This is a genomic window from Polaribacter septentrionalilitoris, assembly GCF_009832745.1.
Lineage (GTDB): Bacteria > Bacteroidota > Bacteroidia > Flavobacteriales > Flavobacteriaceae > Polaribacter > Polaribacter septentrionalilitoris.
Window position 1 is genome coordinate 87,891 of the sequence record NZ_VRMJ01000042.1, and the last position, 21,823, is coordinate 109,713.

The following is a 21,823-nucleotide window of genomic DNA, read 5'->3' on the forward strand; positions in this document are numbered from 1 at the left end:
ATGGCAAAGAAGAAAGAAGTTTCGGTTGAAGAAAAATTAAGAGCTTTATACGATTTACAATTAATCGACTCAAGAATTGACGAAATTAGAAACGTAAGAGGTGAATTACCTTTAGAAGTAGAAGATTTAGAGGATGAAGTTGCCGGTTTAAACAAGCGTATTGCAAACTTAGACCAAGATGTTGCAAACTTAGAAACAGATATCAACAATAAAAAATTGGCGATTGAAGAATCTAATGGTTTGATGAAAAAGTACGAAGAGCAACAAAAAAATGTTAGAAATAACAGAGAGTTTGATTCTTTAGCAAAAGAAATCGAGTTTCAAGAATTAGAAATTCAATTGGCTGAAAAAAGAATTAACGAGTACAAAGCAAAAATTGCTCAAAAAGGTGAAGTAATTGACGCTACTAAAGAGAAGTTAGCTAAACAAGAAAAACATTTAGGTCATAAAAAATCTGAATTAGATGCAATCTTAAAAGAAACTGAAAAAGAAGAGCAATTGTTAATTGCAAAATCTGAAGAATTTTCTCAATCATTAGATGGTCATTTGTTTTCTGCTTACACAAGAATTAGAAACAAAGTTAAAAACGGTTTAGCTGTTGTTGCAATTGAAAGAGGTGCTTCTGGAGGTTCTTATTTTACAATTCCACCACAAGTTCAATTAGAGATTGCTAACAGAAAGAAAATAACAATTGATGAGCACAGTGGTCGTATCTTAGTTGATGCTGCTTTAGCAGAAGAAGAAAAAGAGAAAATGGATAAATTATTTTCTTAATATTTTTACATGGAACTATAAAAAAACTCGAAGCAAATGCTTCGAGTTTTTTTTATGATTTGAAAATCATATTTTAATAATCAATTTTCTTGATATAACTTAGTTTTTCTTTCCATACAGCCAAGTCCTTTTTAAATTCCTCTACTCTATTTTTAACATTTAAAACCAGAGGATTATCGTCTGTTGCATTGGAAAAGAAACTTAAATTATTTTCCAATTGTTGAATTTCTTTGACAACTTCATCAATTTTCTTTCTTACAAAAAACTGTTCTGAATCTAGTTTTCTTGTATCATTATCAGCTGCATAACCGTCAACCACATTTGCAAATTTTAACATTGCCACTTCTTGTTTATCCAAAGACAAACCTTCTAATAACTTATCTATTTGCTTGTTAAATTTCCCATCTAAATAACGAGCGTTTCTAGGTAAACTTCCTAAATCCCTCCAATTATTTATCGCTTCAAGAACCGTTTCCTTAGTCGGTTTTTTCAACTCTTTAATCTCGTCTAAAAATGCTTTTTTAGCATCTACAACTGCTTGCTGTTCTTTATTAAGGGAATTCTTTTGCTGATGAAACCTATCAAAATAATGATTACACGCTCCTTTAAATCGTTTCCAGATATCATCAGAAAATTTACGAGGAACATGACCTATTTTTTTCCAATCAGATTGAATCTTCTTCATGGTATTGGTTGTTGTTTCCCAATCTTCACTATCTTTCAAAGACTCAGCTATTTCAATTAAGGCAATTTTTTTCTTTAAATTTTCTTGCTGACTGCTTTTCTCTTGTTTGTAAAATTTGTTTTTAGAACTATTAAACTTCTTTGTAGCACCTTTAAATTGCTGCCACACTTGCTCACTTTTATTGTAAGGAAGTTTACCAGCATTAAAATACTCTTGACGTAAAGCTTCAATTTCTTTTATACTTTTTTGCCAATCGCTATGAGATTTATTTTTAGATGTATCGTAAGCATTAATTTTAGCTACAACTTCTAATTTTTCATTAATAATATCTTGATATTTAGAACGCATTTCTCTAAAATAATCATGCCTTCTATCGTGTATTTTCTTGGTGGCATCACTAAACTTTTGCCAAACCTCTTCTCGCATTTCTCTAGAAACAGGCCCAATATCTTCTTTCCAAGTTTTATGTAAATCTTGTAATTCTTTAAAAGCTTTATTAATATCTTCTTCTTCAGATAAAGCTTCAGCTTTTGCTATGATTTTTAATTTTTCTTCTAAATTATGCTTAAAATCTAAATCTCTAAAATCGTTACTTAAATGCAATAAATCATAAAAACGTTCTACATGATGATGATAGGTTTTCCAGGTATCATTATATCTATTTTTCGAAACTGGACCAATAGCCCTCCAAGCATCTTGCAACTGTTTGAACTCCTTATACATTGTAGTGGGTTCTGCATTCTCAATCAAACCCTTTAATTGTTCGATTACTGCTAACCTTTTGTCTAAGTTTTCTGACAATTGTTTGTCTAGATTACTGTAGTAAGCGTCTCTTTGCTTTTTATAATCGGAAAGTAATGTGTTGTACTCTGATTTTATAGGACTTGAAAACTGAAAATCAATAGAGTTTCCTCCTGACTCTAGAAAAGCTGCTTTTTTTTCTGCTAATAAAGCACCAAACTTTAAGTTAAAAGCACTTTTTATTCCTTCTACTTGAGATTTAATTTTCTGAACAGGATTATTAGAAAGTAGTTTTTTTAGTTCAGCTACCAAATCATCCAAAGAAAGTTTACTATAATCTATGGTTGGCTTTTCATCTTCTTTAGACGTATCATTCTCAGCCTCTTCTGCTACATTTTTTTCAATTTCATCAACAGCTTCGTCTGTTTTCTCTGTTACTGTTTTTGGCTCTTCTACGTTTTGAGGAGTTTCTTTAGTAACATCAGTTACTTTATCTTCGTTTTTTTCAACGTTTTCATCTTTATTTTCTAACATATCTACAATGTTTAAGGTCTTTATATAACACTACAGTTATATTTCCCATAAAGATACTGACAACTTACTACATCTACAAATTATCTAAATGTTAATATAGAACCTAAATTTAGTCATCATTCCAAATTCTCCAAGATTCTTCTGCTTGTAATTGTAACATTTCATACCCATTTTTTATGATTGCTCCTTTTTCTATTCCTTTTTTGAGAAAAGTAGTAACTTCTGGATTGTATATCAAATCAAATAATAAATGTTTATCTGTTAGAAATTGATAAGGAATATCTGGACATTTATCCACATCTGGAGATGTCCCTAAAGGCGTACAATTCACAATAACCTTATACTTATCCATCACTTCTTCTGTAATGTCATTGTATGAAATCATCTCTTTAGTTGTAGGATTTCTAGATACAAACTTTACTTTAATATCATTCTTTTTAAGTGCATATGCAACTGCTTTAGAAGCTCCACCAGTTCCTAAAATTAGTGCTCTTTTGTGATGCTTTTTTAACAATGGAGAGATTGAATTTTCAAATCCAACAACATCAGTATTGTATCCTTTTAAATCGCCTCGTTTTGTAAATTTAATTGTGTTTACTGCACCTATTTGTTCAGCAGTTTTGTCCAGTTTATTCAAATGCTGCATCACTTCTTCTTTGTATGGAATAGTTACGTTAATGCCTTTTAAATAATCTTCATTTTTTTCTATTACTTTAGGAAAATCATCAATGCTTTGTAAATCAAAATTGACATACTTATGTTTCTTTAACCCTAATTTCTCAAACTTTTCTTTAAAATACCCTTTAGAAAAAGAGTAGGAAATATTTTTTCCTAATAAACCAAATAATTTATTTTTTCTTTCTTCCATAATAGTCAATTGTTAAAATTAATCCAATTCCGATAACAATATAAAAAATTGCAAACCATGTCTCTGAATTTGAAAAATCAGGAATGAAACGGCTGTAGTTTTCAACAATTTTGTTGCCTTTGTTATCTAATAAAAATGTATTGTTTTCTTTTAAATAAACAGTCTCTTTCCATGGCCATACTATCCCTAAAGAACCTGTGATAAAGCCTATAATTATTGCATTTACAATTTGGTTCCAACGTTTTAAAACATATCCTAAGACATGAGAAATAGAGACTAAACCAAAAGCAGAACCTGCTGTAAAAACACTTATAATTTTTAAATATCTTATTTTAACTGGATCTGATAACACTTCAAAATTACCGGACAATAAATTGGTTATTATAAAGAATAACTCATTTACAGAGTCCACCAAGAGCAAGACATAATTCCCCATTAAAATAAGGATAAACGAACCTGAAAGTCCTGGTAATGTCATTCCTGAAACACCAATAATTCCGCAAATAAAAACAAACCACAGGTTGTCATTTTCTGTTGCAGGCGTTAAAAAACTAATTCCTAAACCAATTGAAGCTCCGATAACTAAGGATAGCATATTTTTAAGGTTCCAATCACCAAAATCTTTACCAATGTAATAAATCGAGCCAATGATCATCCCAAAAAACCAACTCCAAACATAAAGTTCATAATTGATTAAAAAGTAATCTAAAACTAAGGAAATGCTAAAATAGCTAAAAATACTACCTCCCATAATTAGGAGTAAAAACTGACCGTTTATATATCTGTAGAAACTTTTAAAGCGACCGTTAAAAAGTAATTTAAACGCTTTTACATTTACCTTTCTAAACGAATAAATCAATTCTTCATAAAAACCAAAAACAAAAGAAACTGTACCTCCAGAAACACCTGGAACTTTATTGGCAGCTCCCATTGCCAAACCTTTTAAAAAAAGATAAAATTTCTCTAAAAAGGTTCTGTTTTCTTTCATTATTTTTTTTGAACTGCGATTTTTTCCATCAACAAAATTAAACCAAAACCAACTATTGCTAATATAATTCCCATCACTAATTGCGAATCTCCTTCAAAAGAAAAAGGAGAAACACTTTGTTGGTTAAAAGGTACTTTAATTCCATGAGAATTAGTTCTCCAAGTAAGTGTTTCTTTCCATGGCCAAATCTTATTTAAAGAACCTATAATAAACCCTGTTAAACCTGCTAAAGTTGCATTTTTATAATTTGCAAACAACCACTTTAACACTTTAGAAAAAGATAACAACCCAACAACTGCACCTACCATAAATATAAGTATTGTTTTAAAATCTCGATCATTTACTGCATCTAAAACAGGTTTATACGCCCCTAATAAAACCAAAATAAAAGATCCAGAAATACCTGGTAAAATCATTGCACAAATGGCAATTGCACCTGCAAAAAAGATATATAAAGATGATGAATTTTCAGAAACTAAAGGATTTAAAGTAGTGATATAATAGGCTAAAAACGCACCTAATATCAATACTAAAACTGAGATAAAATTCCACTTTTTAATTTGTTTTGCAATGTAAATGATACTAGCCAATACTAATCCAAAGAAAAATGACCATAATAAAATAGGTTGATTTTCTAAAAGGTATTTGATGGCTTTTGCTAAAGAAATTATACTGATAAAAATTCCGATAAAAAGAGCCAATAAAAAATTACCATTCAATTGTTTCCAAGCTTCTTTAAAACCTTCTTTTTTTAACGTTCTAAACAAACTTAATTTTACATTGCTAATGGAACCTAATAATTCTTCGTAAATACCAGAAATAAAAGCAATTGTACCTCCAGAAACTCCTGGCACAACATCTGCAGCTCCCATAGCCATTCCTTTTAAACTAATTACCAAATAATCTTTGAGACTTCTACTCATTTAAATATCATTTTAGAAAAACGAAGATAAAAGATTTTAGAGAAATGTTAACACAAACCAGCATTCAATATTCATATCTTTGAAGAACTAACCTTTAAACTCAAAATAATGAAAAAAATTCTATTTGTTTTTGTCATCAGTTCTTTGGTATTTGCTTGTAAAAAAACTGAAACTAAAAAAGAAGTTTTTTCAAAAAAGGAAATTGAAAAACCAGATAATAGCAAGGTTAAAATTACCCCTGTTTCTCACGCTACAGCAATAATAGAATTTAGTAATGAAATTATATACTTAGACCCAACTGGTGGCGTTAAAGCATTTTCTAAGTTTAAAAAACCTTCTTATGTTCTTATTACAGATATTCATGGAGATCATATGAATATGAAAACGTTAAAAGAATTAGATTTAGATTCAACCACAATTATAGCCCCAAAAGCGGTAGCTGATAATTTATCAGTATTAAAAGTAAAAGAAATCATTACCATAAATAATGATGAAACTAAAAGCTTTACAAAATTTAAAATTGAAGCGATACCCATGTATAATTTAAGAGAAGAAGCTTTAAAATTTCATAGTAAAGGAAGAGGAAATGGATATGTTTTAACCATTGCTGATGAACGCATTTACTTTTCTGGTGATACAGAAGATATTCCTGAAATGCGCAGCTTAAAAAATATTGACAAAGCTTTTGTTTGTATGAATCTACCCTACACTATGACTGTAGAAAGTGCTGCTGATGGAGTTTTAGCTTTTCAACCTAAAAAAGTATATCCTTACCATTATAGAGGTACAAATGGTTTAAGTGATGTTAAAAAATTTAAGCAAATTATTAATGACAAAAATTCTTCTATCGATGTAATTCAGTGGAATTGGTATCCAAATAGAAAATAATAAGAGATTATATTATGAAAAAAATACACAAAACTTTAGCACTATTATTTTTATGTACTATTATCATATCTTGTTCATCAGATTCAAAAACTGCAGTAGCACAGCTTGAATCAAAAAGTGGAAGTACTGTATTTGGCACAGTAACTTTTACTGAACAAAATGGAAAAGTACTATTAAAAGCAGAAATTAAAGGATTAACACCTGGAGAACATGCAATACATATTCATGAAAAAGGAGATTGCTCATCAACTGATGGAAAATCTGCTGGTGGACATTGGAACCCTTCTAATGACCCTCATGGAAAATGGAAACATGGAGAATTTCATAGTGGAGATATAGGGAACCTTATCACTGATGCAAATGGAAATGCAACCTTAGAAAAAGAAAGTGACTTTTGGTGTATTGGTTGTGAAGATGAGCAAAAAAACATCATAGGTCATGCAATAATTGTACATGCAAGTGCAGATGATTTTACTTCTCAACCTTCAGGTGCTGCAGGAAAAAGAGTGGCTTGTGGAGAGATACAAATGAAATAACTCTTTTAAATAGTAGAGAATTTACTTAGGTTTATTCCATTGCTTTTTTGTAATCTTTTAAAAGTTTTTTAACCTTTAAATCTTCATAAACTGTTGGAAATAATTCATTTAAAATGGAATGATAATCGTAATCTATTTTCATTGCAGCTATTAAATGATTGTAGGCGTATTTTTCTTTACCCAAGATAAAAAATAAACCCGCTAATCGATATTCGATTTCTGCAAAATCTCTATAGATTTTCTGAGCTTTGAATAAAATATTTAGAGCATCTTGAAAATTACCTAAAAAAGAAAGAACATCAGTCAAAGCAATGTAAATTTCTAAACCTTGATCATTTAAACTTAAGCATTTTTCGAAGCCAGTAACGGCTTCTTCATAAAAGTTCAATTTTAAATTGATTTCTGAATAACGTCTCCAATACAATGCATTATCCTCCTCTATTTTTAAAGCTTTAGAAATGTAATACGATGCTTTTTGATAATTTTCTTGCTCAAAATACATGTTTGTCAACAAAATCCATCCTTTATCTAACAATGGATCTTCATGAACCGCTTTTTTATAATAAGAAATTGCTTCATCAAAATTACCCAATTGCTCATGACACTCACCTACTCTAACATAAGCAAATGCTGTAGCATCATCTAACTCTAGAGTAATCATATAATTATCTATTGCTTCTTGATAACGTTCTAATTGTTCTAAGGTTTTTGCTTTTTCTAAGTAACCTCCAATAAAAGATTCATCAATTAAAACAGCATAATCAAAAGAGGTCAACGCTTCTTTAAACATGTCTAAAATAAAATACTGTCTACCTAATTGATGCCACGCAACCTCACAGTATGGATTGGTATCTATATAAGAATTCAAATATTTAATTGCAGATTCGTGCTCTTTTTCCATATCAAAACAATATATAATATTGTATAATGAAGAATAATCTTCATAATCTACATCTATACACTTTGCAAAACTTAAACGAGCATTTTCGAAATCATCTAAATAAAGGTATTCCATACCCATCATAGACCAAACATCTACTTTATCGTTAGTAAATGTCAATGCTTTTTTTAGCAGTTCTATGGCTTCTTCATGATTTCCTTTTTTAGAACTGATGGTTGCCTTTTGAATAAAAACCTCATCATTGTTTGGTTCTATACGTTCTATCCTTTTCAAAAGCAGAGAAGCTTCATCTAGTTTGTCTTCAAAAAGATATAACTCTACTTGTAATAATTTTAAATCAATAGATTCTGGGTGTTGTTCTAAACCTAATTTAACCGCTTTTTTAGCTAAAGCATGTTTTCCGGCTTCTAAATAATGGATGATAATTTCTTCAAACTCAACCAAATCGAAGAAATAAACGGCATTGGTTTTGAGCATTGATTCAAATTTTAATAGAGACATAACTATGAGATTTGAATTATTACTTTAAAATTAGTGTAAGTTTTTGCTCTCTATTCATTTTGATTCAATTGTTTTCAACAATTTAATTAACAAACCAATTTCTTTTTCATCTCTATAAATTTTGTGTATACATATATTTACATTAATTTTGATTTTCAATAACTATCAACCAAATTTGATAGGTCTTTTATGAGCAAAAAAACACTACTTAACTCTAAAGATATTGAAATAATTCTGCATCGATTAGCATGTCAGTTAATCGAAAATCATAATGATTTTTCAAATACTGTTCTTATTGGTTTACAACCGAGAGGTAGTTATGTTGCCAAAAGATTGGCGAGTTTTTTAGAAACTGAGTATAATATAAAAGATTTACAATTAGGCTTTTTAGACATCACCTTTTACAGAGATGATTTTAGACGTAGAGATGCACCTTTAGCGGCTGAAACTAATGAAATGAATTTTATTATTGAAAATAAAAAGGTAGTAATTATTGATGATGTTTTATACTCTGGAAGAAGCGTAAGAGCTGCATTAACTGCAATTCAATCTTACGGAAGACCAGATAACATTGAATTACTGGTATTAATAGACAGGCGTTTTAGCAGACATTTGCCAATTCAACCAGATTATAGAGGTCGTCAAGTTGATGCGATTAACGAAGAAAGAGTTTTAGTAACTTGGAAAGAAACTCACCAAAAAGACGCAGTTTACATAGAACCAAAATAACATGTCAGAATTAAGTGTAGAACATTTATTGGGAATAAAATATCTTAAACCATCAGATATTGATTTAATTTTTAAAACTGCAGATCACTTTAAAGAGGTTATTAATAGACCCATTAAGAAAGTCCCATCTTTAAGAGATATTACCATTGCCAATTTATTCTTTGAAAACAGCACAAGAACAAAACTTAGTTTTGAATTGGCTGAAAAACGACTTTCTGCTGATGTAATTAACTTTTCTGCAAGTCAATCTTCTGTTAAAAAAGGAGAAACTTTAATAGATACCGTGAATAATATCTTAGCCATGAAAGTAGATATTGTGGTGATGCGTCATTCTAACGTTGGTGCTGGAGTTTTCTTATCAAAACATGTAGATGCCAAAATTATCAATGCAGGTGATGGTACTCATGAGCATCCAACACAGGCATTACTAGATTCATACTCTATAAGAGAAAAATTAGGCAATGTTAAAGGCAAAAAGATTGTAATAGTTGGTGATATTTTGCACTCAAGAGTTGCTTTATCTAACATCTTTGCTTTACAATTACAAGGCGCTGAAGTAAAAGTTTGTGGACCAACAACACTAATTCCAAAATACATTTCTAGTTTAGGTGTAAAGGTAGAAACCAACTTAAAAAAGGCTTTAGAATGGTGTGATGTTGCTAATGTGTTGAGAGTTCAACATGAGAGAATGGACATTAAATACTTTCCATCAACAAGAGAATACACACAACTTTTTGGAATAAATCAAGAGATTTTAGATAACCTTGGCAAAAAAATTGTAATCATGCATCCAGGTCCAATAAATCGTGGTGTTGAAATTACAAGTGATGTAGCAGATTCTAATGATTCTATCATATTAAATCAAGTAGAAAATGGTGTTGCTGTAAGAATGGCGGTTATTTATTTATTAGCACAACAAGTAAAGAGATAAGCAATGCAAATTGTAAAAAAAGAGAATCTTACTATCATTTCATCTGACGAGGATTCTTTTTCGGTGTTTTATGATGCTTTTTTAATTGAGGAGAAAAAACGACAAGAAGAAAATATTATACTTCAAGTTTTCGAAAATATTAACGTTTCTAAAGAAGAATTTTTACTATTTTTGGATATAGCTGCTTTAAAAAAGGAAAATGGCACATCATTTGTGATAGTAAATTCAGATATTGATGTAGATGATTTTCCAGAGGACTTTAACATAGTGCCTACTTTGCAAGAAGCAGAAGATGTTATAGAAATGGAAAATATTGAAAGAGCATTAGGATTTTAAAACAACCGTTAGATGATTAAAAAAATACTTTTTATCTTATTTTTAAGTATTGCTTCTCAAGGATTTTCGCAAGAAAAATCTATTGAAAAACTATCTGCTGCTCCTAATCCGTTTACAAACTCTACAAAAATTAGTTTTACTGCAACAAACTCTTCTGCAGTATTTTTTTCTGTAAAAAATGTTTTGGGTAAAACCGTCTACAGAAAAAAAATAGCGATAAAACCCGGTAAAAATACCATCGCTTTTTATAAGAATGATTTGGCAACAGGTATGTATATTTACAGTATTCAAGATAAAAAGAAAACAATATCAAAACGTTTTGTCATTAAATGAGTTTAAACCTAACTATTTTAGGTTGTCATTCCGCAACTCCAAGAATAAACGCTTTTCCAACTGCACAATATTTAGAAATAAATAACCGTCATTTTTTAATAGATTGTGGTGAGGGAACTCAACGTCAAATGCGTAAGTATAAAGTTGGTTTTTCTAAAATCAATCATATCTTTATTTCTCATTTACATGGAGATCATTTCTATGGTCTAGTAGGTTTACTATCAACTTTTGGAATTTTAAACAGAGAAAAAGAACTGCATATTTTTGGACCCAAAGGCATAAAAGAAGTTACACTATTACAGTTAAAAATTTCTCAATCTCATGCCAAATACCCAATGATTTTTCACGAATTATCATCCAAAGAAAGTGAACTTATTTTTGAAGATGATAAAGTTGCTGTAAGGACAATTCCTTTACGTCATAGAGTATATACAAACGGATATTTGTTTACCGAAAAAGAGAAACCAAGAAAACTTAACATGCTTAACATTAGTGGTTATAATGAAATTGGAAGAGCAGATTACCTAAACCTTAAAGCTGGGAAGGATTATGTTTTAGAATCTGGTGAGGTTGTTGCAAATGCTGAGTTAACATTAGATCCTGCAGTACCATTAAGCTATGCTTTCTGCAGTGATACAAGTTATAAACCAGATATTGTTCCGTTAATTAAAAATGTTGATTTGTTATATCATGAGGCTACTTTTTTAGATGATAGAAAAGATTTAGCAAAAAAAACAAGACACTCTACTACAAAAGAAGCTGCTGAAATTGCTAAAGATGCAAATATAAAACAGTTAATTTTAGGGCATTATTCTGGGAGATACAAAGACATTTCTGTTTTTAAAAAAGAAGCTCAAGAAGTTTTTCTAAATACTGAACTGGCAGAACCAGGAAAAGTTTTTACTATTTAAAAATATTTATATGATAGCGTTTAAAGACATTCATACTGTATATAATCAAATATTCGAGACTTATCCTAATGTAGAAATAGAAGAACATATTAAAAAACTAATTGAGTTAGATTATTATTATCCTTATAACACAACATTTTTCTGTATTACCAATACTGCAAATCAAAATTTTGAATATGTCAGTAAAAATTTTAAAGCATGTACAGGTTTATCTAGAGAAGAAATGCAAAAAGGAGGCATGAACTATTTTTGGTCTCTACTTCATAAAAATGACATTCCTCTTTGGATAGAATCTTTAAAAAGTTTAATGACGTATACAATGACTGAATTAAATGATGACCAAAGAAAAAGAATGAGTTATACTTGGAACTACAGAATAAAAAATGCGAAAGGGAATTACATTACCATTATTCAAAATACTACTCCACTTCAGTTTGATGATGAAAAAAAACCTATAATTGGTTTAGCTCACTATACTGTTTTAGAAGCTGATTTAAAAATGGATATTTGTGCTTGTGCAAAATATTTAAACGATGAAAATGAGTATGAAACACTGTTCTATAAGAATATGTCTAGCACCAACTTACTTGGTGTAATCAGCAATCGTGAAAGAGATATTATACGATTATTAATTACTAAAAAGACTAGTAATGAAATTTCAAAAAGCCTAAACATAAGTAAACATACTGTAGATACTCACAGAAGAAACATACTTAAAAAATTAAATTTAAACTCAACTTTTGAGTTATTAAGTTACTTTAAAGATAACCCTAAATTAATTTAGATATAAATACTCAAGATGAGTATTGTGTAAAAATCAGTCATATTATACCTTTGCTAAAGTTAAGGCGATTAGGATTGGTTTTCAACCGAAATAATTAATTTGTTACAAAGATATTTTGAAAAAGAAGAATTACACTAACCAATCCTTATCCCTTATTCTTCATCAGTATTGATTTGTACTTAACAACACCAAAGTACATGCTACCTCAGATTCAATATCATTTTCTTTTAACAATTTTATCAATTGTAAATTCTCTGTCCCTGGATTAAAAATCACACGTCTTGGTTTTAAACTAATGATATAATTATAGTATTCTACTTGCCTTTTTGGATTTAAATATAAAGTAACAGTATCTATGTTTTTTAATGGTGTTTTTTTAGTAAGAATAGTTACTCCAGCTACATTTCCTTCTCTTAAACCAATAGCTAAAACAGGTATTTTGTTTGCTACTAATCTTTTAATAGCAATGTTAGAATACCTATGCTCGTTTAAAGAAGCTCCTAAGACAAGTGTTATATTTTTCATCTGTTAATATTACGTTAAAGAAAGTTAAACCTAGTAACAAAGATATAAACTAAGGCGTCTATAAGACATTCAACCAAGGATAAAAAATCAACCAAAATGAAAAAATTATTAGTAATAGCTATTCTTATAGCGAGTTCAAATTCTTTTGCCCAAATGTCAAAAGATCTTATTGCCAAACCAGGAGTTATCTCTGGTAAAGTAATTGACAACAATACAAAAGAACCATTGCCATATGTAAATATTGTAATTAGAGATGTGGCTAAAAAAATTCTTACTGGAGGTATTACAGATGAAAAAGGAACTTTTAAAATTAAAGATATTCCTAGAGGAAATAGTTTAGTTGAAGTTCAGTTTATTGGATATAAGTTATTTTCAAAAAAAATTAATATTTCTAGTAAAAATAAAAGTATAGATCTAGGTACTATAGGTTTATTAGAGGATGCAGCATCTTTAGATGAAGTTGTAGTTAGAGCAGAAACCTCTACAGTAGTTCAAAAAGTAGATAGAAAAGTAATTAATGTTGGTAAAGATTTAACCTCTGCTGGTACAACAGCATCAGAGTTACTAAACAACGTACAATCTGTAAATGTAGACAGTCAAACTGGTCAAATTAGTTTACGCGGAAATTCTAATGTTAGAGTTTTAGTTGATGGTAGACCTACTAATATTCCTGTGGCAGATTTATTAAGACAGATTCCTTCTTCATCTATAAAAAGTATTGAACTGATTACCAATCCATCAGCAAAATATAACCCTGAAGGGATGAGTGGAATTATCAACATTATTCTAAATAAAAATGCAAACATAGGTTTTAACGGATCTGTTGATGGCGGTGTTACTGCAGGTCATTATGTACGATACAATGCATCAACTAACATGAACTACAAAACAGGTAAAGTAAATTTCTTTATGAATTATGGTCATAATAGTGGTGATAATTACAATTTTGGTAATGTAGAAAGACCTGGTGTTAACAATCAAAAATTCACTTTTATAAATCAAAATAATTCTAATTTAGTAAAATTTGGAGCAGATTTCTATTTAAACGATAAAAACACTATTTCAGTTTACACAACTCAAAACTGGTTTGATGGTTCAGGAAGAGGAACTGCTGATATTTTTGACAATAACGGAAATATTCAGATTCAATCTCCAAATACTCAAAATAACAACTCACCAACGGGAACTTACAACATCAATTATAAGGTTGATTTTGAAAAAAAAGGTCATAATTTAGAGGTAGAAGCTACCTATTCTAAAACAGATGCAGAAAGTGATTTGAATAACATGAACACCTTACAACAACCATCAGATTCAGATTACAAGGTATTTAATTACTTTAATGATATTGGTAATAATAGAAACAACACCCTAATAAACTTAGATTATACCAATCCACTTTCTGAAAAAACCAAGCTCGAGTTAGGTTTAGAATACAGAACAGATGAAACTAATAACACAAACATTACAGATCAAGAGATTTATACGTTTGATAACAATGGTGCTATTAACGGTACACAACTAATAGGAAACTCTAAATTCGATTTTAAAAGAAATATTTATTCAGGATACATCAACTATGCAACGTCTTTTGATAAATTTACTATGCAATTAGGTGCAAGATTAGAAGACTTTAATGTAGAGGGAATTTTTAATAGAGATGGCCAAAACCCTGATCCTGTAACAGATCATATTTTTACAGTATATCCATCAGCATTTTTCACATTTAGTCCATCAGAAAAAAATCAATGGCAATTTAGTTATAGTAGGCGTGTTGATAGACCAGGTATTGGACAAGTAAACCCTATTAGAGAATGGAGTACACCATTAATTGTTTCTATTGGTAACCCAGATTTAGTACCACAATTTACAAACTCTTTTGAGTTAAACTATACAAGACAGATTAAAGGAGGAAACTTAACCTTTGGTACTTTTTACAGAAAAATTTCTGATGTTATTTCTAGAATTACCAATGCAGATCCTGCAAATCCAGATGTAGGTCAAATACTAAGTTTTACAAACTTTAATGATACAGATGCCTACGGACTTGAGTTTTCTGCTAATTTTAAAATGAACAAGTGGTGGAGAGTAAATTCTAGTATGGATTTCTATTCTCAAGAACAATTGGGTAACATTAACAATACTGGTACTACTGCAACACAATTATCTGTACAAAATAATGTATTTAATGCAAGAGTTAGCAACAGTTTTACAGCTACTAAAAATTTACGTTTACAATTATTTGCGATGTATAGAGGTCCACAAAAAGATATTCAGTGGGATGTTGAAAATATGTGGATGGTAAATGCTGGTGCAAGTTGGACTGTCTTAAAAGGTAAAGGAACTGTAAACTTACGTTTTAATGATATTTTTCAAGGGATGAAATTTGCTTTTAACTCAACAAATCCTTTTGTTCAAAATGGCCAGTTTAATTGGGAAAGTAGAACAACTTACTTAGGTTTTAACTACAGATTTGGTGGTGGAAAAAACAGAGCAAAATCTAGACGAAGAAGAGACAATAGAGAGAAAAATGGTGGAGGCGGTTTCTTTTAGAGATTAAATAGAATAACATAAAAAACACTATAAAACCTCTCTGTTCATTCAGAGAGGTTTTTATTTTTTATATATTTGATTATCATGTTTATCTAAATTTATTTTAAGTTAGGATGCCCAAAAAAGGGAAAGCAAAAAATACGGTTAATAAAGCAAAGCATACTAAATTGATGAATCGAAAAATCAATAAAGTAAAGCTTGAAAAACAGCGTAATAAAGAACGTTTAAAGGCTATCATTAAAAAAGCAAATCAAGAAAAGTTAAAAGACAATTAACATCTTTTAAATAATTTACGTAAAATTCTGTTGCCTTAAAAAGACAAAAAAATGAATGCAAAAACAATAATTAATCATTTTAATTTACAAGAACATCCAGAAGGTGGTTATTTTAAAGAGGTATACAGAAGTAAAGGAAGCATAGCTGAAGAAAATTTACCAGAATATTTCGAAGGAAATAGAAACTATTGTACAAGTATTTATTTTTTATTGACTTCAAACAAGTTCTCTGCTTTTCATAAAATTAATCAAGATGAGATTTGGCATTTCTACAAAGGTTCAACCTTAAAGTTACATACAATTTCTCCTAGCGGAGATTATTCTTTTATCTTAATAGGAGATGATTTTAAAAACGGAGAAGTATTTCAATATAAAGTGCCAGCGCATTACTATTTTGCTGCTGAAGTTATTGAGAAAGATTCTTTTTCATTTGTGGGTTGTACTGTTTCTCCTGGTTTTGATTTTAGAGATTTTGTACTACCAAGTTGTAAAGAACTATCTTCAGAATTCCCTCAACATTCCGAAATTATTGAACGATTCACACATTATTAAACAAAAAAAAATCCCAAGTCTAAACTTGGGAATTTAACAATTATACTGATGATTTAAGTATCAATAGAACCTAAAACTCTCTTCATAAAAGCATTTAATGCTTCTTTTTTTGGTGTACCATCTTTGATCATTTTATCAACCTCAACAGCGCCATATAAGTTAGAAATCAACTCTCCTATAACATCTAATTCTTCATCTTTTAAAGATGGAACTTCAGTTAAAGCTTCAAGAGTTTCGATTGTTTCTAACACATAATCTTGGTCGTTTTCTTCGATAAAATTCGTTAAGTGTTTAATTACAGGTAATTTCATAATTAAACTACTTCGTTTACCAAGTCTTTTAACACATCAAACTTGTTAGTTTGAGTCTGATTTACAATTTTACCATCAACAAAAGTTGCAAAAGTTGGTAAATTACTTACATCTGCTAACTTTCTACTTTCAGGAAATTTCTCAGCATCTGCAATTACAAAAACCATATCTTCATTTTCTGTTGATAATTTCTTAAATTTTGGTTTCATAATTCTACAGTTTCCACACCAAGTTGCAGCATACTGAACTACTACTTTTTTATTATCAGAAACTATATTTGCTAAATTATCTTGATTTAATTCTTGTACCATAATAATTATGAATTTTAAATTATGAATTTACGAGTTTGAAATTCGTAAATTCATAATTTGTAATTAATTTTTAGTGAGAAGCTAGATATTCTGCAGTTCCTTTTGCATTTGGAGACATTGCCTCTTTTCCTTCTTCCCAGTTTGCTGGACATACCTCTCCATGAGATTGTACGTGTGCATAAGCATCTATTAAACGTAAGAATTCGTTTACATTTCTACCTACTGGCATATGGTTGATTCCTTCATGAAAAACTGTTCCTTCTTCGTCAATTAAATAAGTAGCTCTGTAAGTTACATTATCTCCTTCTACTTGTACAGTGTCTGTAGCTTCATCATACGTTTCATTAGTAATGTCTAAAATTCCTAATATTGATGATAAATTTCTATTTGAATCAGCTAAAATAGGGTAAGTAACACCTTCTATACCTCCATTATCTTTAGAGGTACTTAACCAAGCGAAATGTACTTCTGGAGTATCACAAGAAGCACCAATTACAATCGTATTTCTTTTTTCGAATTCTCCTAAAGCCTCTTGAAAAGCATGCAATTCTGTAGGACATACAAATGTAAAATCTTTTGGGTACCAGAATAATAAAACTTTCTTTTTATTATTAACTGCTTCTTCTAATACATTTAATTTAAATGTATCGCCCATTTCATTCATTGCATCTACGTTTAAATCTGGAAATTTTTTACCAACTGCTGTTGCCATTTTTTATAAATTTTAAAATAATTATTAATTCAATTTTTACACTACAAATATAAAAATGACTATTAAGAAAAAAGAAAAATATAATGTTAAGTTCTTATTGATGCATAGATTAAATTTATCAAAACAATATTTATAAATAAGATAAACTTATTCATTATTTATGATTTTTTTTCGTAATTTTAAAAGAATACGTAAAATAATAATTATCTATTTTAAAATAAATATTATAGATTTTAATTATACGATTAAATCATGTAACTTTGCCGTAAAATAAAAATATAAACCCAATGAAGAACAATCCACATTCTAATAATCAACATAATACAGAAAATTTAGGTTTATCTGAAAGCGCTGCTAAATGCCCTTTTTTAAGCGGAACAACAAAACAAACATCTGGTGAAGGTGTAAAAAATAGAGATTGGTGGCCAAATGAATTAAAACTTAATATTTTAAGACAAAATGCAATAAAATCAAATCCTATGGGAGATGATTTTGATTACGCTGAAGCATTTAATAGTTTAGATTATGATGCGCTGAAGAAAGAACTGAAAGCATTTATGACAGATTCTCAAGATTGGTGGCCTGCAGATTATGGTCATTATGGAGGATTAATGATTAGAATGGCTTGGCATAGTGCTGGTACTTATAGAGTTGGAGATGGACGTGGTGGTGCAGGAACTGGAAATCAACGTTTTGCCCCTATCAATAGCTGGCCAGATAATGGTAATTTAGACAAAGCTCGTCTTTTGTTGTGGCCAATAAAACAGAAATATGGAAACAAAATTTCTTGGGCAGATTTAATGATTTTAGCAGGAAACTGTGCTTTAGAGTCTATGGGGTTTCCAACTTTAGGTTTTGCTGGTGGTAGAGAAGATGTTTGGGAACCAGAACAAGATATTTACTGGGGGAGTGAAACTGAGTGGGGCGCAAATGATGACAGATATGAAAATGGCGACTTAGAAGACCCTTTGGCTGCTGTAATGATGGGTTGGATTTATGTAAACCCAGAAGGACCAAATGGAAATCCAGACCCTATGGGATCTGCTCAAAATGTTAGAGAAACTTTTGGAAGAATGGCTATGAATGATGAAGAAACAGTGGCTTTAGTTGCAGGAGGTCATACTTTTGGAAAAGCACATGGAGCTGCTGATCCAAATAAATATGTAGGCAAAGAGCCACATGGAGCAGCAATTGAAGAAATGAGTACAGGTTGGAAAAACAGCTTTGGTACTGGTGTTTTAGATGATACTATTACAAGTGGAATTGAAGGAGCATGGACACCTAACCCAACACGTTGGGATGCAGGTTACTTTGATGTCTTATTAAATTATGAATGGGAATTAACAAAAAGTCCTGCTGGAGCTCACCAATGGAAACCGACAGCTGCATCAAATGCAAAAAGAGCTCCAAAAGCGGGTAATGCCAATGAACAACAAGATTTAATGATGACTACCGCTGATATTGCTTTAAAGGTAGACCCAAAATATTTAGAAATTTCTAAACGTTTTCATAAAGATCATAAAGCTTTTGAAGATGCCTTTGCCAGAGCGTGGTATAAATTAACACATCGTGATTTAGGACCCACTTCGCGTTATTTAGGGCCTGAGATCCCTAAGGAAACTTTGTTATGGCAAGACCCTATCCCTGAAGTAAATTATACATTAACTGAGAACAATATTACTTCTTTAAAAGAATTAATATCAGCTTCTGGATTATCTGTATCACAATTAGTAACTACAGCTTGGGCATCTGCATCTACATTTAGAGGATCAGACAAAAGAGGAGGTGCAAACGGAGCTCGTATTGCTTTAGAACCTCAGCGCAGTTGGGAAGTTAATAATCCTAAAGAATTAAATAAAGTCCTTACAGTTTTAGAAGGAATTAAAAATGATTTTAAAGGTGAAGTATCTTTAGCTGATTTAATTGTACTTGCAGGAAATGTAGGAGTTGAAAAAGGGTTAAAAAATGCTGGATATTCAGAAACCTTAGACTTTTATCCTGGGAGAGGAGATGCAACACAAGAACAAACCGATATTGAGCAATTTGGATATTTAGAACCTTTAGCAGACGGATTTAGAAACTATATTAATAAAGATTTAAACATCGCTGCTGAAGATTTATTAGTTGATAAAGCCAACTTATTAACTTTATCTGTACCTGAATTAACAGTTTTAGTTGGAGGAATGCGTGTACTTGGTGCTAATTATGATGGTTCTAACTTTGGTCTTTTTACTGATAATGTTGGTAGCCTTACTAATGATTTCTTTAAGAACATCTTAGATTTTACATATACATGGAAGGCAACATCTGAAGATGATAGATATTTTGAAGGTAGCAATAGAAATACTGGTGAAGTTGTGTTTAAAGGTACAAGAGCTGATTTAATTTTTGGTTCTAACACAGAATTAAGAGCAATTGCAGAAGTATATGGAGCCAATGATGGTCAAGATCGTTTTATTAAAGATTTTATAAAAGCTTGGACCAAAGTGATGAATTTAGATCGATTTGATTTAAAATAAATAAAAACAAAAAGGATAGGCTTAAGACCTATCCTTTTTTTAAAACTTCTACTATGAATATTTTGAGTACATTTTTTAACGCAATACAATCTGTAAACATCACGTTAATAGAAACCTTATTAAGAAAATTCCCAAATTTAGCAAATGCTAAAGATCAAAGAGGATTTACACCACTTGTATATGCCACCTATTTCGATAAAATAGAAATTGCAGAAACTTTAATAAAACATAACGCAAATGTAAATCACAGAGATGTAAAAGGAAATACTGCGCTATTGGGTGTTGCTTTTAAAGGTAATGTTGATATTGCAGCACTTTTATTAAAAAATGATGCAAATATTAACACACAAAACAATATTGGTTATTCAGCTATTATTTTCGCAACACTTTATAACAAACCAAAAATGGTAGAATTTTTAATTAAAAACAATGCAGATATCTCACTTACAGATAAAGCAAATAAATCTGCTTTAGATTATGCTAAAGAAAATAGGTTTAATGAAATAATTGCCTTATTAAAAAATAAATCTACTTACTTGCAAACAACTTAATATCGTTAGCGGAAACTTCTTTTTCTCCCAAAATAATTAAGCGCTCTATAACGTTTCTTAATTCACGGATATTTCCTGTCCAATCATATTTTTGAAGCAATTCTATTGCTTCAGATGAAAACTCTTTTTTAGGTGTACCTTGTTCTTCTGATATTTTTTTGGCAAAGAAATCTATCAATAAAGGGATGTCTTCTCTCCTATCATTTAATGCAGGAACTTTTATTAAAATTACTGCTAATCTATGATACAAATCTTCACGAAATCTACCTTTAGCTATTTCTTCTTTTAAATTTTTGTTGGTGGCTGCAACTACTCTAACATTTACTTTGATGTCTTTATCAGAACCTACTCTTGATATTCTGTTTTCTTGTAAAGCACGCAATACTTTTGCTTGTGCAGACAGACTCATATCTCCTATTTCATCTAAAAAAATAGTTCCACCATTTGCTGCTTCAAATTTCCCAGCTCTGTCTTTGTTTGCACCTGTAAAAGAACCTTTTACATGCCCAAAAAGTTCGCTTTCAATTAATTCTGACGGAATTGCAGCACAATTTACCTCTATCATTGGAGCTTTTACTCGTTCTGATTTTTCATGCAACCAATGAGCTACTAACTCTTTACCTGTTCCATTTGGACCCGTTATCAAAACTCTAGCATCTGTAGCAGCTACTTTTTCTATGATTTCTTTAATGTGTGTAATGGCATTACTCTCACCAATCATTTCATAGTTTTTACTCACTTTTTTCTTTAAACGCTTGTTTTCTACTACCAATACTTTTTTCTCTAATGCATTTCTAACGGTGTTTAACAATCTATTTAAATCTGGTGGTTTAGAAATGTAATCAAAAGCTCCTAAACGCATCGTATTTACAGCTGTATCTAAATCTCCATGACCAGAAATCATTACAATGGGTATTTCTGGTTTTATTTTTTTAGCTTTTTCTAACACCTCAACACCATCCATTTTTGGCATTTTAATATCGCATAAAACCAAATCGTAATCATTATTTTTTATTTTTTCTATACCCAATAAACCATCCTCAGCTTCTTCAACTTTGTAAGCATCATTTTCTTCTGAAATGATTTTGGTTAAAACTCTTCTAATGGCTGCTTCGTCTTCAATAATTAAGATTTTTGACATACTCTTTTTC

General features: G+C 30.2%; 23 protein-coding genes. 13 read left to right on the top strand and 10 right to left on the bottom strand.

Annotated elements, in window-relative coordinates:
• Positions 1 to 774, top strand: a complete 774-nt coding sequence (locus tag FP421_RS12850; protein WP_159951266.1) for a zinc ribbon domain-containing protein — start codon at positions 1 to 3, stop codon at positions 772 to 774.
• Between the two features lie 73 nt (positions 775 to 847).
• Here the strand turns inward: FP421_RS12850 and FP421_RS12855 are convergent, their stop codons facing one another.
• The 4 genes from FP421_RS12855 to FP421_RS12870 all read right to left on the bottom strand — a co-directional run bounded on the left by FP421_RS12855 (position 848) and on the right by FP421_RS12870 (position 5,513).
• On the bottom strand, positions 848 to 2,734 hold the full coding sequence (locus tag FP421_RS12855) for a DUF349 domain-containing protein (protein WP_159951268.1): 1,887 nt from the start codon (positions 2,732 to 2,734) through the stop codon (positions 848 to 850).
• 109 nt (positions 2,735 to 2,843) lie between these two features.
• Complete coding sequence (locus FP421_RS12860; RefSeq protein ID WP_159951270.1) at positions 2,844 to 3,602, bottom strand: shikimate dehydrogenase family protein; 759 nt, start codon at positions 3,600 to 3,602, stop codon at positions 2,844 to 2,846.
• Complete coding sequence (locus FP421_RS12865) at positions 3,583 to 4,590, bottom strand: DUF368 domain-containing protein (RefSeq protein WP_159951272.1); 1,008 nt, start codon at positions 4,588 to 4,590, stop codon at positions 3,583 to 3,585. The genes FP421_RS12860 and FP421_RS12865 overlap by 20 nt, the downstream gene beginning before the upstream one ends.
• Positions 4,590 to 5,513, bottom strand: coding sequence for a DUF368 domain-containing protein (locus tag FP421_RS12870; RefSeq protein WP_159951274.1), 924 nt, complete (start codon positions 5,511 to 5,513; stop codon positions 4,590 to 4,592). The genes FP421_RS12865 and FP421_RS12870 overlap by 1 nt, the downstream gene beginning before the upstream one ends.
• A 108-nt stretch (positions 5,514 to 5,621) precedes the next feature.
• Here FP421_RS12870 and FP421_RS12875 point away from each other — a divergent pair, with 108 nt between their 5' ends.
• Together FP421_RS12875 and FP421_RS12880 are read left to right on the top strand one after the other, a co-directional pair.
• A complete protein-coding gene (locus FP421_RS12875; RefSeq protein WP_159951276.1) occupies positions 5,622 to 6,401 on the top strand; it encodes an MBL fold metallo-hydrolase in 780 nt (259 codons plus the stop codon).
• Between the two features lie 14 nt (positions 6,402 to 6,415).
• Positions 6,416 to 6,937: a superoxide dismutase family protein gene (locus tag FP421_RS12880; RefSeq protein ID WP_159951278.1), complete on the top strand. Its 522-nt coding sequence runs from the start codon at positions 6,416 to 6,418 to the stop codon at positions 6,935 to 6,937.
• Positions 6,938 to 6,968: 31 nt separating this feature from the next.
• On the opposite strand, the gene FP421_RS12885 is transcribed toward FP421_RS12880, so the two are convergent.
• Positions 6,969 to 8,339, bottom strand: a complete 1,371-nt coding sequence (locus tag FP421_RS12885; RefSeq protein WP_159951280.1) for a tetratricopeptide repeat protein — start codon at positions 8,337 to 8,339, stop codon at positions 6,969 to 6,971.
• Between the two features lie 189 nt (positions 8,340 to 8,528).
• Here FP421_RS12885 and pyrR point away from each other — a divergent pair, with 189 nt between their 5' ends.
• From pyrR to FP421_RS12915, 6 genes are read left to right on the top strand one after another with little or no spacing between them, the layout of a single operon-like run.
• Entirely contained in the window at positions 8,529 to 9,068 is a 540-nt protein-coding gene (gene pyrR / locus FP421_RS12890; RefSeq protein WP_159951282.1) for a bifunctional pyr operon transcriptional regulator/uracil phosphoribosyltransferase PyrR, read from the top strand.
• A gap of 1 nt (position 9,069) precedes the next feature.
• Positions 9,070 to 9,999, top strand: coding sequence for an aspartate carbamoyltransferase catalytic subunit (locus tag FP421_RS12895; RefSeq protein ID WP_159951284.1), 930 nt, complete (start codon positions 9,070 to 9,072; stop codon positions 9,997 to 9,999).
• Between the two features lie 3 nt (positions 10,000 to 10,002).
• Entirely contained in the window at positions 10,003 to 10,335 is a 333-nt protein-coding gene (locus tag FP421_RS12900) for a hypothetical protein (RefSeq protein ID WP_159951286.1), read from the top strand.
• Between the two features lie 12 nt (positions 10,336 to 10,347).
• A complete protein-coding gene (locus FP421_RS12905; protein WP_159951288.1) occupies positions 10,348 to 10,668 on the top strand; it encodes a T9SS type A sorting domain-containing protein in 321 nt (106 codons plus the stop codon).
• Positions 10,665 to 11,579 (top strand): ribonuclease Z, encoded by a 915-nt coding sequence (locus tag FP421_RS12910; RefSeq protein ID WP_159951290.1) that lies wholly within the window; start codon positions 10,665 to 10,667, stop codon positions 11,577 to 11,579. The genes FP421_RS12905 and FP421_RS12910 overlap by 4 nt, the downstream gene beginning before the upstream one ends.
• A 10-nt stretch (positions 11,580 to 11,589) precedes the next feature.
• Positions 11,590 to 12,363, top strand: a complete 774-nt coding sequence (locus FP421_RS12915; protein ID WP_159951292.1) for a LuxR C-terminal-related transcriptional regulator — start codon at positions 11,590 to 11,592, stop codon at positions 12,361 to 12,363.
• A 162-nt stretch (positions 12,364 to 12,525) separates the two neighbouring features.
• Here the strand turns inward: FP421_RS12915 and FP421_RS12920 are convergent, their stop codons facing one another.
• Complete coding sequence (locus FP421_RS12920) at positions 12,526 to 12,888, bottom strand: CoA-binding protein (protein ID WP_159951294.1); 363 nt, start codon at positions 12,886 to 12,888, stop codon at positions 12,526 to 12,528.
• Between the two features lie 96 nt (positions 12,889 to 12,984).
• On the opposite strand from FP421_RS12920, the gene FP421_RS12925 reads away from it, so the two are divergent.
• Both FP421_RS12925 and FP421_RS12930 read left to right on the top strand, forming a co-directional pair.
• Entirely contained in the window at positions 12,985 to 15,441 is a 2,457-nt protein-coding gene (locus FP421_RS12925) for a TonB-dependent receptor domain-containing protein (RefSeq protein WP_159951296.1), read from the top strand.
• Between the two features lie 326 nt (positions 15,442 to 15,767).
• Complete coding sequence (locus FP421_RS12930; RefSeq protein WP_159951298.1) at positions 15,768 to 16,268, top strand: cupin domain-containing protein; 501 nt, start codon at positions 15,768 to 15,770, stop codon at positions 16,266 to 16,268.
• Between the two features lie 53 nt (positions 16,269 to 16,321).
• On the opposite strand, the gene FP421_RS12935 is transcribed toward FP421_RS12930, so the two are convergent.
• The 3 genes from FP421_RS12935 to FP421_RS12945 all read right to left on the bottom strand — a co-directional run bounded on the left by FP421_RS12935 (position 16,322) and on the right by FP421_RS12945 (position 17,602).
• Complete coding sequence (locus tag FP421_RS12935; protein ID WP_159951300.1) at positions 16,322 to 16,579, bottom strand: DUF6952 family protein; 258 nt, start codon at positions 16,577 to 16,579, stop codon at positions 16,322 to 16,324.
• Between the two features lie 2 nt (positions 16,580 to 16,581).
• Positions 16,582 to 16,890 carry a thioredoxin family protein gene (locus FP421_RS12940; RefSeq protein WP_159951302.1) on the bottom strand — a complete coding sequence of 103 codons (309 nt, stop codon included), beginning with the start codon at positions 16,888 to 16,890 and terminating at the stop codon, positions 16,582 to 16,584.
• Between the two features lie 70 nt (positions 16,891 to 16,960).
• Entirely contained in the window at positions 16,961 to 17,602 is a 642-nt protein-coding gene (locus FP421_RS12945; protein WP_159951304.1) for a peroxiredoxin, read from the bottom strand.
• Between the two features lie 287 nt (positions 17,603 to 17,889).
• Between FP421_RS12945 and katG the strand changes: the two genes are divergently transcribed.
• Positions 17,890 to 20,121, top strand: coding sequence for a catalase/peroxidase HPI (katG, locus tag FP421_RS12950; protein ID WP_159951306.1), 2,232 nt, complete (start codon positions 17,890 to 17,892; stop codon positions 20,119 to 20,121).
• 53 nt (positions 20,122 to 20,174) lie between these two features.
• Positions 20,175 to 20,672 carry an ankyrin repeat domain-containing protein gene (locus FP421_RS12955; RefSeq protein WP_159951308.1) on the top strand — a complete coding sequence of 166 codons (498 nt, stop codon included), beginning with the start codon at positions 20,175 to 20,177 and terminating at the stop codon, positions 20,670 to 20,672.
• On the opposite strand, the gene FP421_RS12960 is transcribed toward FP421_RS12955, so the two are convergent.
• On the bottom strand, positions 20,650 to 21,813 hold the full coding sequence (locus tag FP421_RS12960) for a sigma-54-dependent transcriptional regulator (protein WP_159951310.1): 1,164 nt from the start codon (positions 21,811 to 21,813) through the stop codon (positions 20,650 to 20,652). The two genes, FP421_RS12955 and FP421_RS12960, sit on opposite strands and share 23 nt — an antisense overlap.
• Positions 21,814 to 21,823: the final 10 nt, after the last annotated feature.